This is a genomic window from Geodermatophilus sp. DSM 44513 (genome assembly GCF_032460525.1).
Taxonomy (GTDB): Bacteria; Actinomycetota; Actinomycetes; order Mycobacteriales; family Geodermatophilaceae; genus Geodermatophilus.
Map to the genome: position 1 here is coordinate 4,331,933 of NZ_CP135963.1, position 15,840 is coordinate 4,347,772.

Below are 15,840 nucleotides of genomic sequence, written 5' to 3' on the forward strand. Positions count from 1 at the left end.
GCCGTCGGTCGGGTCACGCGTGGAGCATGCCTCAGAACGCCAGCGCCGTCCCCGGGTCGGACATCAGCGCACCGACGTCGGCGAGGAACCGGCTGCCCAGCTCCCCGTCGATCACCCGGTGGTCGAAGGACAGGGCCAGCTGGGTGACCTGCCGGGGGCGCACCTTGCCCTTGTGCACCCACGGCATCTCGCGGATCGCGCCGAAGGCCAGGATCGCCGACTCGCCGGGGTTGAGGATCGGCGTCCCGGTGTCCACGCCGAAGACGCCCACGTTGGTGATCGTGATCGTCCCGCCGGTCATGTCCTCCGGCGCGGTGCGCCCGGCCCGCGCGGTCTCGGTGAGCTCGGCCAGCGCGGTCGCCAGCTCGACCAGGGACAGCCGGCCGGCGTCCTTGACGTTCGGGACGAGCAGCCCGCGCGGGGTGGCCGCCGCGATGCCGAGGTTCACCTGCCCGTGCACGACGATCTCCTGCGCCGCCTCGTCCCAGGAGCTGTTCACCATCGGGTGCCGGCCCGCGGCCAGCAGCACCGCCTTGGCGGCGAACAGCAGCGGGCTGACCCGCACCCCGGCGAACTCCGGGCGGGCGGCCAGCCGCGCGCGCAGCTTGAGCACCCGGGTGACGTCGACGGTGAGGAACTCGGTGACGTGCGGGGCGGTGAACGCGCTGGCCACCATCGCCGCCGCGGTGTGCTTGCGCACCCCGCGCACCGGGATGCGCTGCTCGCCCGCCGTCGGGTCCGGGGCCGGCCGCAGTTCCGTCACGGACGCGGGCGCCGCCGCCTGCTGCACGTCGGCGCGGGTGATGACCCCGCCGGGACCGCTGCCGGTGAGCACGGTGAGGTCCACGCCGAGGTCCTTGGCCAGCTTGCGCACCGGGGGCTTGGCCAGCGGGCGGGCCCGCCCACGGCCGGGGGCGGCGCTGCGGGCGGTCGCCGACTCCTCGTCGGCGGCGTTGGCCTCGGCCTGCCGGCCCACCTCCAGGCCACCGTGCCGCACCGGCTTGGTGGTCATGTCCGGGGCGGTGGCCAGCAGCGGCGGACGGTCCTGGCCGCCCGAGCCGTAGTCCGCCCCGGGCACCCGCGCGGCGGGCCGGTTCGGCGGCGGTGCGCCGCGGCGCGGGCGGCGGCGGGCCTCGGTGGTGCGCGGGCCGTAGCCGACCAGCACCGCCGTCCGCCCGCCGGGCGCCGCCCCGCCGATCAGCCCGGCCGCGGGCTCGGCGTCCGCCGCCCGGTCGGGGGCGGGGGCGGGCACGTCGCCGCCGCCGGTGTCGATGGTGATGATCGGCGTCCCGACGTCGACGGTGGCACCGGCGTCGTGCAGCAGCGCGGTGACCGTGCCGGCCCACGGGCTGGGCAGCTCGACGGCGGCCTTGGCCGTCTCCACCTCGCACAGCGGCTGGTTGACCGTGACGGTGTCGCCGACGGCGACCAGCCACTGCAGGATCTCGCCCTCGGTGAGCCCCTCACCGACGTCGGGCAGGGTGAACTGGCGCAGCATCGGTCAGAACTCCATGGCGCGGTCGACGGCGTCGAGCACCCGGTCGAGGTCGGGCAGGTACTCCTCCTCGAGCTTGGACGGCGGGTACGGGGTGTCGTAGCCCCCCACCCGCAGCACCGGGGCCTCGAGGGAGTGGAAGCAGTGCTCGGTGACGCGGGCGGCGATCTCCGCGCCCAGCCCGAGGGTCACCGGCGCCTCGTGGACGACGACGCAGCGCCCGGTGCGGCGCACCGAGTCGACCACCGGGTCGAGGTCCAGCGGGCTGATCGTGCGCAGGTCGACCACCTCCAGCGAGCGGCCCTCCTCCGCGGCGGCTTCGGCGGCCTGCAGCGCGGTCTTCACCATCGGGCCGTACGCCAGCACGGTGACGTCGTCGCCGGCGCGGACGACGCGGGAGGCGAACAGCGCCTCCGGGGTGGCGCCGGTGTCCACCTCGCCCTTGTCCCAGTACCGCCGCTTGGGCTCCAGGAAGACAACCGGGTCGGGGTGGGCGATCGCCTGCTGGATGCCCCAGTAGGCGTCCACCGGGTTGCTGACCGCGACCACCTTCAGGCCCGGCGTGTGCGCGAAGTAGGCCTCGGGGCTCTCGCTGTGGTGCTCGACGGCGCCGATGCCCCCGCCGAAGGGGATGCGGATGACGACGGGCATCGGCAGCCGCCCGCGCGAGCGGGCGTGGATCTTGGCGACCTGGGTGACGATCTGGTTGTAGGCGGGGAAGACGAACCCGTCGAACTGGATCTCGCAGACCGGCCGGTAGCCCCGCATGGCCAGCCCGACCGCGGTGCCGAGGATGCCGGCCTCGGCGAGCGGGGTGTCGACGACGCGGTCCTCGCCGAAGTCCTTCTGCAGACCGTCGGTGATCCGGAAGACCCCGCCGAGGCGGCCGATGTCCTCACCCATGAGCACGACCTTGGCGTCGTCCTCCATCGCCCGGCGCAGGCCGAGGTTGAGCGCCTTGCCGATGGTCAGCGTCTCGGCCATCAGTGACCGCCTCCCTCGAAGCCGGCCTGGTAGGCCTCGAACTGCGCCTGCTGCGCGGCCAGGTGCGGCGTCTGCTCGGCGTAGACCCGGTCGAACATCGCCCTCCCGGGCGGGTCGGCCATCTCGGTCGTGCCGCGCCGGATGCGCACCGCCAGCTCGTCGGCCTGCGCCTCCACGTCGGCGAAGAAGTCGGCGTCGGCGGTGCCGGTGCGTGAGAGGTAGGCCTTCACCCGGGCGATCGGGTCGCGCAGCTTCCACTCCTCCAGCTCGCTGGCCAGCCGGTAGCGGGTGGGGTCGTCGGAGGTCGTGTGCGCGCCCATCCGGTAGGTGAACGCCTCGATGAAGGTGGGGCCCTGGCCCTCGCGGGCGGCGGCCAGCGCCGCGCGGGTCACCGCCAGGACGGCGAGGACGTCGTTGCCGTCGACCCGGACGCCGGGGAAGCCGAAGCCCGCGGCCCGCTGGTAGAGCGGGATCCGGGTCTGGCGCTCCAGCGGCACGCTGATCGCGTACTGGTTGTTCTGGCAGAAGAAGACGACCGGGGCGGAGAAGCTGGCCGCCCAGATCATCGCCTCGTTGACCTCGCCCTGGCTGGTCGCGCCGTCGCCGAGGAAGGCCAGCGCGGCGGACTCGGCGCCGTCGCGCTGCAGGCCCATGGCGTAGCCGGTGGCGTGCAGGCACTGGGCGCCGATGACGACGGTGTAGAGGTTGAAGCCGGTGGCGACCGGGTCCCAGCCGCCGTTGTCGACGCCGCGGAACAGGCTGATGACGTGCAGCGGGTCCACCCCGCGGGTCCAGGCCACGCCGTGCTCGCGGTAGGTGGGGAAGGCGGTGTCGTCGGGGCGCAGCGCGCGGCCGGCGCCGATCTGCGCGGCCTCCTGGCCCAGCAGCGAGGCCCAGATGCCCAGCTCGCCCTGCCGCTGCAGCGCGGTGGCCTCGACGTCCCACCGGCGGACCAGCACCAGGTCGCGGTAGAGGTCGCGCAGCTCCTCGGCCGTCACGTCGATGGCGTAGTCGGGGTGCTGCACCCGCTCGCCCTCGGGGGTCAGCAGCTGGACCAGGCCGGTCTGGCGGGGCAGGTGCGGCGCACCCGCCCCGGGCACCGGGTCGACCACCTCGGTGGTCATGCCGGACACGGCAGCGCTCAGGGGCCTGCTCGCGAGCTCGCGCACTGTGCTCCTCCTCACCGTCGCACCGCCGCTGCCGGGGTCACCGGTCGGGGCGGCGGGTCGGACGTCCCGTGGCACCCGGGTGTGGCGCCACTCACACATCGTGGCACGTCCGGGTCCCGGGTGGAGCAGACACCCGCCCACCGATCTGCGCAAGGTCCTCCGCACGGATTGCGCAGCATGACCCCTCCGAGGGGGGCCGGGCCTGTCAGACTGAGCGACGTGCCCGCTCTCGACGCCACCGACGCCCGCCTGCTGCAGGCCCTGGGCGAGGACCCGCGGGCGACGGTCATGGCCCTGTCGCAGCGGCTCGGGCTGGCCCGCAACACGGTGCAGGCGCGGCTGGCCCGGCTGGAGTCCGGCGACGCGCTGGCGCCCTTCGACCACCGCGTCCGCCCGGAGGCCCTGGGCTACCGGCTGGGCGCGTACGTCACCGTGCAGGTGGTGCAGCGCAGCCTGGCCGACGTCGGCGACGCGCTGGCACACATCCCCGAGGTGCTCGAGGTGACCGCGCTGTCCGGCGTCGCCGACCTGCTGGTGCGGGTGGTCGCCGTCGACGCCGACGACCTGTGGCGGATCACCGAGCGGGTGCTGGCCATCCCCGGCGTGCAGCGCACCGACACCGCGCTGGCGCTGCGCCGGCTGGTCGACCACCGCATGGGCCCGCTGCTGGCGCGTGCGTCGGCTCAGGACTGAGGCCGGCGCACCCGCACCGGGCCGCGCGCGGTGGCCACGTCGACGACCTCACCGCGCTGGGTGACCTGCACCCGGCCGTCCGCGGCCAGCCGCCCGGCCGCCGCGCGGGCGGCCGGCATGAGCTCCCGCCAGCCAGCCGGGTCGACGGCGCGGGCGGCCTCCGACGGGCAGATCGTCGCCCCGGCCCGCCGCTGGTCCAGCAGGGCGTCGATCGCCTGCTCCAGCCGCGCGCCGACGTCGTCCACACCGCCCAGGTTGGCCGCCCTCCCGCCACGGCGCCACCGGCCCGGGGATGCTGGTGGTCGTGCGCCGCGCCACCACCGGACTGCTCGCCGCCCTGCTGCTCGTGCTCGCCGGGTGGGTGTCGGCGCCGGGGGCGTCGGCGTGCGGCTGCACCGGGGGGACGCCGACCGAGCTCGCCCTGCGCGCGGACGCGGTCTTCTCCGGCCGGCTGGAGTCCCGGGAGGAGGCCGGGGACACCGTCCTGCACGTCTTCCGCGTCGGCACCGTGTACACCGGCCGGGTCGCCGCCCGGCAGGGGGTGCTGTCCCCTGCCCGGTGCGGCCTGGAGCTCAGCGGCGAGGGTCCCTTCCTCGTGTTCGCCACGCGGGAGGGCGACGGGCTCACCGCCGGGTCGTGCGGCGGCACCGCGCCGTGGACCGTCGAGGCCGCGGCGGAGGTGCAGATGCTGACCGGCTCCGGCACGCCCACGCCGGGCTCGGCCGGCACCGAGGTCCGCACGGGCCCGTCGCGCACGACCCTGGAGGCCGGTGCCGCCGCCGTCCTCGTCGTGGTGGTCGGCGGTCTGCTGCTGCGCCGCCGCGGCCGGGACGGCCGCGGGTAGGGGCGCGCCGTGGACCCCGGAGACCGCGACCTGCTGCAGGAGCTGCTGTCCGCCCACGGCCCGCCGGGCCAGGATGACGCCGTCCGGGAGATCTGCCGGCGGGAGCTGGCCTGCGCCGCACTGGTCGCCGAGTTCCCGTGCCGCCCCGTGCCGGGGGTGTGCACCGCCGAGCAGGGCGGGTAGACCCCGCGGATGGCGAAGCGCACCCCGCTGGGGACGATCGGCAAGGGACGGCGCGGCATCAGCGTGGCGGGCTGGGCGCTGCGCGGCGCGGCCGCCGGCGCGGCGGGCACCACGGCGCTCAACGCGGTCACCTACCTGGACATGGTCGTCCGCGGCCGGGGCACCAGCTCCACCCCTGAGCAGACGGTGGAGGTGCTGGCGCAGCGGGCGCACCTGCCGATCCCGGGGGACGACGACACGCGGGCCAACCGGGTGCAGGGCCTGGGCCCGATCACCGGGCTGGTCGCCGGCGTGGGCGTCGGCGTCGTCGTCGGGCTGGTGCGTGCGGCCGGCTACCGGTCGCAGCCGCTGGTCGGCACGCTGCTGACGACGCTCGGGGTGCTGGTCGCCTCCAACGGGCCGATGACGGTGCTCGGGGTGACCGACCCGCGCACCTGGTCGGGCGCCGACTGGGCGGCCGACGTCGTCCCCCACGTGGCCTACGCCGCGGTGGTCAAGACGACGATGGACGCCTTCGACCGCCTGTGATGGGGGGCCGTCCTCCGGTGCACTTCCGCGGAAGTGGACTAGGCCCGGCAGACTGCACGGTGTGCACGACATCACCACGGAGGCGGAGCTGCGCGAGCTCCTCGGTGAGCCCGCTCCGCCCGCGCTGGCCAAGGAGCGGACGAGCCTCCACGAGCTGGACCGGGAGTGGCTGGCGGCCTCGCCGTTCTGCCTGGTGGCGACCAGCGCCACCGACGGCAGCTGTGACGTCTCCCCCAAGGGCGACCCACCTGGCTTCACCCTAGTCCTCGACGCTCGGACGCTCGCACTCCCGGAACGGGCCGGCAACCGGCGGACCGACGGTTTCCGCAACGTGCTGACCAACCCGCACGTCGGCCTGCTATACCTCCTCCCGGGTCGCGGTGACACGTTGCGGGTCAACGGCCGGGCGCGGCTGACCCGGGACCCGGCGCTGCTCGACCGCATGCTGGTGCAGGGGCACCGTCCGCTGCTCGCGCTGGTCGTCGAGGTGGAGCAGGTGTTCCACCACTGCGCCAAGGCGTTCCTGCGCTCGCACCTGTGGGACCCGGAGAGCTGGCGGCCGGACGACGTCCCCTCCCGTGCCCGGATCGCCCACCGGCTGGAGCGCCGTGGGGAACGGCTCGAGGACATCGAGAGCTACTACGGCGAGCAGTACTCCGCCGGCCTGTACCCCGCCGGCTGACGCGAGATCTGCTCGATGTCGGCCGCTCTCACCGACACAGGTGCCCTCGTGTGATCAGTCAGCAACAGGTGCCCTGACCGACCGGCACGATGTGCCCACGGCTGGCTCGGGCAGGTCCACGACGCGGGCCCGTTCTCGTGGAGGACGATCGGATCCGCTGTCGACTCAGCTGGACGAGCGGCATTGCGAGCGCACGACGTCGGCTGCGCCCACCCGCTCAGCTCTCCCAGCCGCCCTCGTCGACGCCGCCGGGCACCGGGGCGGCCGGGTCGTAGGGCTGCCGGGTGAGGACGAAGGTGCCGATGTCCAGGTGGTCCTCGGCGATGCGCAGCGGCTCGCCGGCGTAGTAGCCGTCCAGGCCCAGCCACGTGCCGTCGTCCCGCCGGGTGAAGCGGCTGGCCCGCCCGGCCCGGCCCGGCAGCGGGCCGAGGTGCAGCAGGCCGCCGGGCACCGCGCGCAGCACGACCGGCGCCGGGCCCCAGAACCACACGCCGAGGACCTCCAGCGGCACCGGCGGCGAGGACGGCGCCCAGGCCGCCACGACCCGCGGCTCCGCGGCCCGCAGGTCGCCGAGCAGGCCGGTGAGCAGCAGCGGGTCCAGGCCGCTGGTGGTGTTGGCCAGCGAGACCGCCCCGGTCTGCTCCTCGCGGTCGACCAGCACGCCGGCGAGGAAGCCGGGCATCGACCCGCCGTGGCCGACCAGGGTGCGCCCGTCGACCCGCAGCACCTGCAGGCCCAGGCCGTACGCCGACCACCCCGGTGCGGAGGCGTCCACGCCTGCGGGCACGGTCATCTCCTCCAGCGTCGCGGGGTCGAGCACGTCCCCGGTGTCGCCGAGCAGGAAGGTGGCGAAGCGGGACAGGTCGCCCAGCGTCGCCCACAGCTGCCCGGCGGCGGCCATCACGCCGGCGTCGTGCTCCGGCTCGGGCAGGACGACGTCGGCCCACGGGTGCACCGCGCGGCCCTCGGCGGCAGGGGCGACCGGCCGGGGCGTCGTCCGGTCCATGCCGAGGGGGGCGAGCACCTCGCTGCGGACGACGTCCTCCCACGGGCGGCCGCGCAACCGGGCGACCAGCTCACCGAGCAGGCCGAAGCCCAGGTTGGAGTAGTGGAAGCGGCGGGCGGCGCCGAGCACGACGTGCTCCGGGCCCAGCCGCAGGTCCGCCAGCGTGCCGCCGGGGGCCCGCTCCCACCACTCCCCCGGGCTCTCCGCGGCGGCGCCGGCGACGTGTGCGAGCAGCTGGCCGACGGTGCGGTCCCCCAGCGGGGTGCCGGGCACGTGCCGGTCCAGCGGGTCGTCGAGGTGCACCCGGCCCTCGTCACGCAGCCGCAGGACCGCGACCGCCGTGACCGTCTTGCTGATCGAGCCGAGCCGGTACTGGACGTCGGTGTGCGGTCCGGGCACCCCACCCCGCCCGGCCGACCAGACCGGGCCACCGTCCCGGACGACGCCGGCGACCAGGCTCGGCGCCCGGCCGTCGCGCTGGGCCCGGGCGGTGCGGGCGAGCAGCAGGCGGGCGGTGGACGGCAGCACGGGCTCCGGCATGACCGGGGACCGTAGCGAGCCGGGGGTCAGCGGGTGGGCCTCAGGAGGTCGGGGCCGCCTCGGGCACGGGCAGCCGGCCGGTGCGGGTGGCCCAGCGGTCGAACCAGAGGGTGGCCAGTGGCGGCACCGACGCGGCGAGGGCGAGCAGCGTCGTCCCGGCGTTCCACCGCAGCACGCGGGCGGCCACGACCGTGACGACCAGGTAGACGACGAAGACCGCGCCGTGGACCGGGCCGAAGATCTGCACCCCGCGCTCGGAGGTCGCCAGCACGTACTTGACGAACATCCCGAACAGCAGGCCCACCCAGGAGCCCGCCTCGGCCAGGGCGACGGCACGGAACGCGAGGGCGACGGCGCGCGGGGTCACGGCCCCATGGTCCCCGACCGCGCGGGACACCGGCCTCCCGCCCGCGGTGACCCCGACCACCCGCCGTCCCGGGCGGCGCGCTTCTCGCGTCAGAGGCGGTCGGAGGCGCACTTGTCGCGACATTGGCGGTCCGGGGGTCAGACGGCGACGCGGGTGAACTTCGGCGGGGCGCCCATGACGTCGATGCTGGACACCTTGACCACGTCACCCGACGTCGGCGCGTGCACCATCTGGCCGTTGCCCAGGTAGATGCCGATGTGGCTGATCGGGCTGTAGAAGGCGACCAGGTCCCCGGCGCGCGCCTCGGACCGGGACACCGGTGCGCCCATCGCCGACTGCATGCGGCTGGAGTGTGGCAGGTCGACCCCCGCGGCGGCGAACGCGTACTGCACCAGGCCCGAGCAGTCGAAGGACGCCGGGCCCCCGGCCGCCCACACGTAGGGCTTGCCGCGCTGGGCCATCGCCCGGTCCACGACCGCCTGCACCGAGCCGCTGCCCACCGCGACGGGGGCGGGGGCGGTCCCGGCCGGCGCCGGCTCCTCGCGCTCGACACGGCTGGCCCGGTCGCCCTCGGCGGGGCCGTGCGCGGCCGCGGCGGCCGCCAGGGCCGCCCGCCGCTCCTCGGCCGACAGCCGGGCGTAGTCGGCCTGGTAGGCGGTGATCTGCGCCTGCAGCTCCGCCTGCTGGCGGGCCACCGCGTCGTACTGCCGCTGCGCCTCGCCGGCGGCCCGGTCGGCCACCACCCGCGCCTGCCGGGCCGCCTCGCCGGCGGCGGCCGCCTGCTCCAGCAGCTCGCCCTGGTGGCCGGCCACCGCCTGCAGCAGGGTCACCCGGTTGACGAACTCCTCGGCCGACCCGCTGGTCAGCAGCGCCCGGAGGGCCCCCGCGCCCTCACCGGTGAAGGCGCTGCGCGCGATCCCGACCACGGCGTCCTGGGCGGTGGTGACCGCACGCTCCGCCTCGGTCACCGTCGCCGCGGCGGCCACCGCCGCGGCCTGCTGGCCGGCCATCTCCTCGCGGGCCTCGTTGAAGTCCTCGGTGAGGACCTCCAGCTCGTGCCCCCGGGCGGCGACGAGCTGCGCGGCCGCGGCGGCGGTCGTCGGCTCCTCGGCGACCGCGGGGACCGCGGCGAACGCGAGTCCGAGGACGCCGGCCAGGACGAGGGCGGCACGGCGGGCGGTGCGAGGGGTCGCCATGGTGCGGCGGCACTCCGTTCTGCTCCGGCCGCCCACCGGGCGGCTGACGGGCCCGGGCACGGTCGACCGCCCGGCCGCAGGTGCCGGTGCGCGCTGCACCCGGGTGGGCCGCGGGCCGTCACCCCGGGAGAGGAGGTCTCCACCTCGGTGACCGGGAGCCCCGGCGGATGCACTGAATGTAGTGGCGTGATCGCACTGTGACAATCAGGCCGGGCGCGTTTCGTCGGTCGTCGACGCGATCCCGCAGGTGGCCTGGGGCGGCCGGGGCCGCTGGGGCGGACGGGGTTGCCCGGGGGTGCGCCGGGGCACGCAGCGGTCATGGATCTGAAGCGACCCCTCGTCGTGCTGGTCACCGCGGCCGCGCTGGCCGGGTGCGGCAGCAACACCGATCTGCAGCGCGGCGAGGGCGAGTGCAACGCCGCCGAGGCCGGTGCCACCGACGAGGAGCTCTGCCAGGACACCGAGCAGGACAACCAGGAGCAGAGCGAGACCGAGGACGACAGCGAGGGCTGACCACGACGCGACCCCGGGGCGGACCGACGGCTCCCGGCTGCACGGGTTACGGTCCGCCGGTGGCTGGAGACGCGTGCGGCGCCGTCGTCGGCACCGGGGCCGGCGGACCCGTGCGCGGCCCGGGCGGGTGCGCGGCGGCCCGGCCCCCGCTGGACCGGGGGTGAGCGCGACCTGGTCGGCGGCCCGCCTGCGCGCCGAGACGCGGGGGCTGCTGCAGGACGCCGCGGAACAGCTGCGCGGGCGCGACGTCGCGCTGATCGCCGCCGGCCTCACCTTCTACGCCAACATCGCCGTCGTCCCCCTGCTGCTGGTCGCGCTGTCCCTGACCGCCCTGGCCACCTCGCCGGAGGCCGTCCGGGACCTCGGTGGCCGGCTGGGCGAGCTGCTGCCCAGTCAGCTGGGGGCACCGGAGGCGGTGCGCACCCTGGTCGACACCGGCGTGTCGATGGGGCTGCTGGAGTTCGTGCTCGCCCTCGTCCCGCTGTCCTTCTACGGGGAGGGCCTGCGCCGGGCGCTGCTGCGCTTCACCACCGAGAAGGACACGCTCACCGGCTGGCGGGGCCGGCTGCTGGCCATGCCCCTGGTGGCCGCCTTCCCGGTGCTGGCCTACCCGCTGCTGATGGCCGCGGGGGTGATGGCGGACATGCAGGAGCGGGGCAGCGACGTGGGCAGCTTCTTCGTCGGCTACTACTCCGTGCTCGCCGTGCTCACCGTGCCACTGGGCTGGGGCTACGGGGTCATCGCCGGGGGACGGCGGCTGCGGCTGGCCGCCCTGGTGTCCGGCGTGCTGTTCACCGCCGCCTGCCTGTCGGGCTTCCTGCAGGGCTTCGTCGTGTTCCTGGCCCTGCCGCTGGCCCTCGGGTCCCCGTTCGGCGGCCTCACCGAGGTCGGCGCCGTCGTGGCGGTCAGCCTGTGGCTGTGGCTGCTGCACCTGGTGGTCATCGGGGGGTGGCTGCTCACCCAGGCCCTCGACGAGCGACTGCGCGACGCTGCTCAGCCCCCGGGCCGGCCCCCGGTGTCCGGCCGGCCCTGACCGGGCTGCTCCGGCTGCCCGCCGCCGTCCTGCGGGTCCGGGGCCGGGGCGTCGGCCGGCGGCTGGCGCTCCGCGTCGGGCGCCGGGGCCTCCGACGGCGCCTCGGGGGCCTGCGGCCGGGACCCCGGCTGCTGCCGGTCGGTCTCGGCCGGCCGCTGCGGCGCCGGTGCCGGTGCGACGTAGTCCTCGCCGTTGCTGACCAGGATGGCGACCACCTGGCCGGGCACGGCGCGGCCGCCGCGGGGCGGGCTGGTGCCCAGCAGGGTGCCCCGCCGCCGGTCGCTGTCCACCTCGGCGGTGCGGTGCTCGAAGCCGGCGTCGGTCAGCGCCGTGCGGCAGGCACGCACCGACGTGCAGCCGGGCACCGGGCGGGTGTTGCCGTTCTCCACCTTCTCGTCGGCCGGCGGGAACTCCCCGCTGCCGCGTGCCTGCAGGACCGGCGCCATGGCGTCGCGCCAGATGGTGGCCGCCTTGCCGCCACCGAAGCCGCGGACGCTCTGCTTCTCCTTGGGGTTGAGCACCATCACGCTGGCCGCGACCTCCGGCGTGTAGCCGACGAAGGCGATCGAGTCGTTGTCCTGCGCCGTCCCGGTCTTGCCGGCGATCTGGTGGCCGGGCACGTACGCGCGGGTGCCGGTCGCGCCGGGGAAGCCGGGCTCGACGTCCTTGCGCAGCATCTGGTTGAGCGTGTTGGCGACGCCGGGGGCGACCGCCTCGGGGGTGCACCGGTCGCCGAGGGCCAGGGGCTCGCCGTCGGCCCCGCGCAGCGGCCGGCCGTTCCGGTCGAGCACCTCGGTCACCGGGACGACGTCGCACTGGGTGCCGCTGGCCGCCAGCGTCGAGTAGGCGCTGGCCAGGGCCAGCGGGCTGGTGGCCTCCGCGCCGAAGGTGAACGACCCGCGGTTCTCGTCGATGATCCGCTGCGGCAGCGCGGGGTCGCTGAACTGGAACAACCCCATCCGCTCGGCCATCCGCACCGGCTCCTCGACGCTGCCGAGGGCGTCCTCCAGCGCCAGGAAGTAGGTGTTGGAGGACTGGTAGAGCGCGGTGGTGAGGTCCAGCGTGGGGCGGTAGGTGCCGGCGTTCTCCACGTCGTAGGGGCGCCCGGCGTCCTGGTAGACGCGGGACACGTAGGGGTCCGACGTGGTCAGCGTGTAGTAGCGGGAGTAGCCCTCGGCCAGGGCCGCGGCCGCGGTGAAGACCTTGTAGGTCGAGCCGGAGCCCTTGCTGGCGGCCAGGTTGAGGTTGAACGACTCCTGCGCGCGGTCGTTCGGGTCGTAGCCGAACACGCGGTTGACGCTCATCGCCAGCAGGTGGCCGGTGCCCGGCTCGACGGCGGTGAACATGCCGGCCAGCCGGTCGCCCAGGGCCACCGTCTGCAGCACGGCGGCGTCCCCGGCGCGCTGCAGGTCGGGGTCCAGGGTGGTCCGGACGACCAGCCCGTCGTTGTCCAGCTGCTCCTGGGTCAGCCCCAGCTCCTGGATCAGGTGGCGCTGCACGAAGTCGCAGACGAAGGGGCCCACGGTGGCCTCGGCGCAGCCGCGGCGGGGGGCCGGCGCCGGGGCCAGGCCCAGCGGGGACGCCTGCGCGGCGGCGGCCTCGGCCGGGTCGACGAGGCCCTGCTCGGCCATCCGGGACAGCACCTCGTCGCGCCGGGCGGTGGCCGCCTCCGGGTTGGTGAACGGGTCGTCCTCGGTCGGGCTCTGCGCGAGACCGGCCAGCAGCGCGGCCTGCGGCAGGGTGAGGGCCGCGGCGTCGACGCCGAAGAAGGCCTGCGCGGCCGGCTGCACGCCGTAGGCGTTCTGCCCGAAGTAGACGATGTTGAGGTAGCGGGTGATCAGCTCGTCCTTGGAGTAGGTGTCCTCCAGGGCGAGGGCCAGCCGGGCCTCGCGCAGCTTGCGGCCCAGCGTCTGCTCGGTGGCCGCGCTGCGCTCCTCGGGGGTGTCGGCGGTCTGCAGCAGGGTCTGCTTGACCAGCTGCTGGGTGAGCGTGGACCCGCCCTCCTGCACCCCGCCGGCGGCGATGTTCGTGGCCAGGGCGCGCGCCGTCCCCTGCACGTCCAGGCCGTGGTGGGCGTAGAAGCGGGCGTCCTCGATGGCGACCATGGCCTGCTTCATGACCTCGGCGATGCGGTCACCGGGGACGGGGGCGCGGTTCTCCTCGTAGAAGGAGGTGATCACCTCGCCGTTGGCGGCCAGCAGCACGGTGTTGCCCGCCGGGGCGTCGACGGTCAGCTCGGTGGGCAGGTCGCCGAGCAGGCCGGTGGACTGCTGTGCGGCCACCGCGGGCCCCCCGACCCACGGGAGCAGCAGACCCGCCACGAGCGCACCGGCCACCACGACCGTGACGGCGAGCTTGAGCAGCGTCCCGGCCCGTGCGTCCGTGCCCAGGTCCATGTGCACCCTTCCCGTGAGGTGCCCACCCCAACAGCATTCCCGGCCACCCACAACCACCCGCGCCGCGTGCGGACGGCGGGTGGTCGCGGCAGCACCACCCGTCACGCGCCGAGCGGTCCCGGCAGGTCGCCGCGGTGCAGCACGACCAGGGTGCTCACCGCCCGGGTGAGGACGACGTAGAGCCGGTGCAGCCCCCGCGGCTCGGCGGCCACGATCGCGGCGGGGTCCACCACGACGACCGCGTCGAACTCCAGCCCCTTGGCCAGCGACGCCGGGACGACGGCCAGCGGCCCCACCGCGCCGTCGTCGGCCAGCACCGCCGCGGGCAGCCCGGCGGCGACCAGGGCCGCGGCCACCCCGGGCGCGGCGGCGTCGGCGCAGACCACGCCGACCGAGCCCGGTGCGGCGGCCAGCTCGCGCACCACCTCGGGCAGCACCCCGTCCGCGCGGACCCGCAGCGACCCCGGCCCCCGGCGCACCGCCGTGGCCGCCGGCAGGCCGGGTGCGATGAGCGGCAGCAGCCGGTTGGCGTAGTCGAGGACCTCACCGGGCACCCGGTAGCCGCGCAGCAGCGGCCGCACCGCGGCGTCCGGGCGGCCGAGCCCGGCCAGGGTGTCGCCCCAGTCGGCCGCCGACCAGGGGCTGGTGGCCTGGGCCAGGTCGCCGAGGACGGTGAGCGACCCGGCGGCCAGCCGGCGGGCGACGGCCCGGCACTGCATCGGCGAGAGGTCCTGCGCCTCGTCGACGACGACGTGCCCGAAGCCGGGGGTGCGCTCCAGCAGCCCGGCCACCTCGTCGACCAGCACCGCGTCGGCCTCGGTCCAGACAGCGCGGGACAGCGGCCCGGCCGGGCGCCGCAGCAGCGCCTGCTCGGCGTCGTCCAGCACGCCGCGGGCCGCGCCGGCCAGCAGGGCGGGGTCGGTGAGCAGAGCGTGCACCAGCTCCGCGGCGTCCCGGGCCGGCCAGACGGCGTCGCAGAACGCCCGCACCTCCGGGCTGCGGGCCGCCCGGCGGGTCTCGGCGTCCGTCGGGCTGCCGCCGGCGGCCTCGGCCTGCCGTCGGGCGTCCTCGGCCACCAGCATGGCCAGCCGCTCCCGGCCGGCGGCGTGGTGCAGGACCTGCTGGTCGTCGGCGGCCCGGCCACGCCGGCGCAGGTCGTCGACGTACCGCTTGAGCCGCTCGACCGGCACCCGGCGCCGCCGCCCGGCCACCGGCACCTGCACGTCCTCGGCCGGCCTGGCGATCGACCCCCACAGCGCACGGTGCAGCACGTGCGCCATGCGGGCGTCGCCCTTGAGGACGGCGGCCTGCGGGGTGTCCTCGCCGCGCACCGGCACCCGGGCGGTCAGCTCACCGACGGTGGTCTGCTCGACGTCGACCTCGCCGAGGGTCGGCAGCACCTGCTCGATGTAGCGCAGGAACGCCCGGTTGGGCCCGACGACGAGGACGCCGGTGCGGGCGAGCTGCCCGCCGTGGGTGTAGAGCAGGTAGGCCGCCCGGTGCAGGCCGACGGCGGTCTTGCCCGTGCCCGGGGCGCCCTGCACGCAGATCGACTCGGCCAGCGGCGCCCGCACGATGTCGTCCTGGTCGGGCGCGATGGTGGCCACGATGTCGCGCATCGGGCCCGAGCGCGGGCGCTCGATCGCCTCCCGCAGCACCTGGCCCCCGTCGTCGGGGTGGCTGGGGGAGCCCTCCCCCAGCAGCTCGTCCTCGTAGCCGGTGAGCTCGCCGCCGGAGAAGCCGAAGCGCCGGCGGCGCACCAGGCCCTGCGGGTCGGCCGCCCCGGCCCGGTAGAACGGCCGGCTCATCGGCGCCCGCCAGTCGATGACCACCGGGGTGCCGTCGGCGTCGCGGACGTGCCGGCGGCCGATGTGGAAGGTCTCGGTGGCGGTGTCGGTCCGTCCGAAGAAGGCCGGGACGCCGGGGTCGGCGGCCAGCGCGCGCAGCCGCTCGGCGCGGGCGGCGCCCAGCCGCTCGGCGGCCCAGGCGTCCACGCCGGCGTCGGTGACGGCGGTGGTGGCCGCGCGCATCGCGGTCAGGCAGTCGGCCGCGCGCGCGAGGTAGGCGCGCTCGGCGGCGAGGACGGGGTCGGGGGCGGTGGTCGTCTCGCTCGGTGCGGAGGACACGGCCGGAGGACCTTACGCGGTGCGGCGACATCCGTCACGGCACGTCCCGCGTCGATCATCGGCAGGTGGCTGCTCGACCCGCCGA

16 protein-coding genes are annotated in these 15,840 nt (G+C 76.1%); 7 read left to right on the top strand and 9 right to left on the bottom strand.

The annotated features are described in order from the left end of the window. Positions 1–31 precede the first annotated feature (31 nt). Genes RTG05_RS20950 through pdhA form a run of 3 tightly spaced genes read right to left on the bottom strand, consistent with a single transcriptional unit; the run spans position 32 to position 3,603 of the window. The gene (locus RTG05_RS20950) at positions 32–1,498 is read right to left on the bottom strand and encodes a dihydrolipoamide acetyltransferase family protein (protein WP_166526721.1); all 1,467 of its coding nucleotides are present in this window, start codon (positions 1,496–1,498) and stop codon (positions 32–34) included. 3 nt (positions 1,499–1,501) lie between these two features. Further along, on the bottom strand, positions 1,502–2,479 hold the full coding sequence (locus RTG05_RS20955; protein WP_166526722.1) for an alpha-ketoacid dehydrogenase subunit beta: 978 nt from the start codon (positions 2,477–2,479) through the stop codon (positions 1,502–1,504). Continuing rightward, complete coding sequence (gene pdhA, locus RTG05_RS20960) at positions 2,479–3,603, bottom strand: pyruvate dehydrogenase (acetyl-transferring) E1 component subunit alpha (protein WP_166526723.1); 1,125 nt, start codon at positions 3,601–3,603, stop codon at positions 2,479–2,481. The genes RTG05_RS20955 and pdhA overlap by 1 nt, the downstream gene beginning before the upstream one ends. 264 nt (positions 3,604–3,867) lie before the next feature. Here pdhA and RTG05_RS20965 point away from each other — a divergent pair, with 264 nt between their 5' ends. Further along, complete coding sequence (locus RTG05_RS20965; protein ID WP_208104696.1) at positions 3,868–4,341, top strand: Lrp/AsnC family transcriptional regulator; 474 nt, start codon at positions 3,868–3,870, stop codon at positions 4,339–4,341. On the opposite strand, the gene RTG05_RS20970 is transcribed toward RTG05_RS20965, so the two are convergent. Beyond that, the gene (locus RTG05_RS20970) at positions 4,332–4,586 is read right to left on the bottom strand and encodes a DUF3253 domain-containing protein (RefSeq protein ID WP_166526724.1); all 255 of its coding nucleotides are present in this window, start codon (positions 4,584–4,586) and stop codon (positions 4,332–4,334) included. The genes RTG05_RS20965 and RTG05_RS20970 overlap by 10 nt on opposite strands. A 59-nt stretch (positions 4,587–4,645) precedes the next feature. On the opposite strand from RTG05_RS20970, the gene RTG05_RS20975 reads away from it, so the two are divergent. The 4 genes from RTG05_RS20975 to RTG05_RS20990 all read left to right on the top strand — a co-directional run bounded on the left by RTG05_RS20975 (position 4,646) and on the right by RTG05_RS20990 (position 6,578). Further along, positions 4,646–5,185 (top strand): hypothetical protein, encoded by a 540-nt coding sequence (locus RTG05_RS20975; RefSeq protein WP_315912106.1) that lies wholly within the window; start codon positions 4,646–4,648, stop codon positions 5,183–5,185. 9 nt (positions 5,186–5,194) lie between these two features. Beyond that, a complete protein-coding gene (locus RTG05_RS20980; protein WP_166525601.1) occupies positions 5,195–5,368 on the top strand; it encodes a hypothetical protein in 174 nt (57 codons plus the stop codon). Between the two features lie 9 nt (positions 5,369–5,377). Continuing rightward, positions 5,378–5,896 carry a hypothetical protein gene (locus tag RTG05_RS20985; protein ID WP_166526726.1) on the top strand — a complete coding sequence of 173 codons (519 nt, stop codon included), beginning with the start codon at positions 5,378–5,380 and terminating at the stop codon, positions 5,894–5,896. Positions 5,897–5,957: 61 nt separating this feature from the next. After that, complete coding sequence (locus RTG05_RS20990; protein WP_166526727.1) at positions 5,958–6,578, top strand: pyridoxamine 5'-phosphate oxidase family protein; 621 nt, start codon at positions 5,958–5,960, stop codon at positions 6,576–6,578. 217 nt (positions 6,579–6,795) lie between these two features. On the opposite strand, the gene RTG05_RS20995 is transcribed toward RTG05_RS20990, so the two are convergent. The 3 genes from RTG05_RS20995 to RTG05_RS21005 form a co-directional block, all read right to left on the bottom strand. Beyond that, positions 6,796–8,124: a serine hydrolase domain-containing protein gene (locus RTG05_RS20995; RefSeq protein ID WP_166526728.1), complete on the bottom strand. Its 1,329-nt coding sequence runs from the start codon at positions 8,122–8,124 to the stop codon at positions 6,796–6,798. Positions 8,125–8,164: 40 nt separating this feature from the next. Next, entirely contained in the window at positions 8,165–8,491 is a 327-nt protein-coding gene (locus tag RTG05_RS21000; RefSeq protein ID WP_166526729.1) for a DUF3817 domain-containing protein, read from the bottom strand. 137 nt (positions 8,492–8,628) lie between these two features. Then, complete coding sequence (locus RTG05_RS21005) at positions 8,629–9,687, bottom strand: C40 family peptidase (RefSeq protein WP_166526730.1); 1,059 nt, start codon at positions 9,685–9,687, stop codon at positions 8,629–8,631. Positions 9,688–10,005: 318 nt separating this feature from the next. On the opposite strand from RTG05_RS21005, the gene RTG05_RS21010 reads away from it, so the two are divergent. Then, the gene (locus RTG05_RS21010) at positions 10,006–10,200 is read left to right on the top strand and encodes a hypothetical protein (protein ID WP_166526731.1); all 195 of its coding nucleotides are present in this window, start codon (positions 10,006–10,008) and stop codon (positions 10,198–10,200) included. A gap of 160 nt (positions 10,201–10,360) precedes the next feature. Continuing rightward, positions 10,361–11,233: a YhjD/YihY/BrkB family envelope integrity protein gene (locus RTG05_RS21015; RefSeq protein WP_315912107.1), complete on the top strand. Its 873-nt coding sequence runs from the start codon at positions 10,361–10,363 to the stop codon at positions 11,231–11,233. On the opposite strand, the gene RTG05_RS21020 is transcribed toward RTG05_RS21015, so the two are convergent. Next, positions 11,194–13,629 carry a transglycosylase domain-containing protein gene (locus RTG05_RS21020; RefSeq protein WP_315912108.1) on the bottom strand — a complete coding sequence of 812 codons (2,436 nt, stop codon included), beginning with the start codon at positions 13,627–13,629 and terminating at the stop codon, positions 11,194–11,196. The two genes, RTG05_RS21015 and RTG05_RS21020, sit on opposite strands and share 40 nt — an antisense overlap. Before the next feature lie 101 nt (positions 13,630–13,730). Further along, positions 13,731–15,755, bottom strand: coding sequence for a HelD family protein (locus RTG05_RS21025; RefSeq protein ID WP_166526733.1), 2,025 nt, complete (start codon positions 15,753–15,755; stop codon positions 13,731–13,733). Between the last annotated feature and the right edge of the window lie 85 nt (positions 15,756–15,840).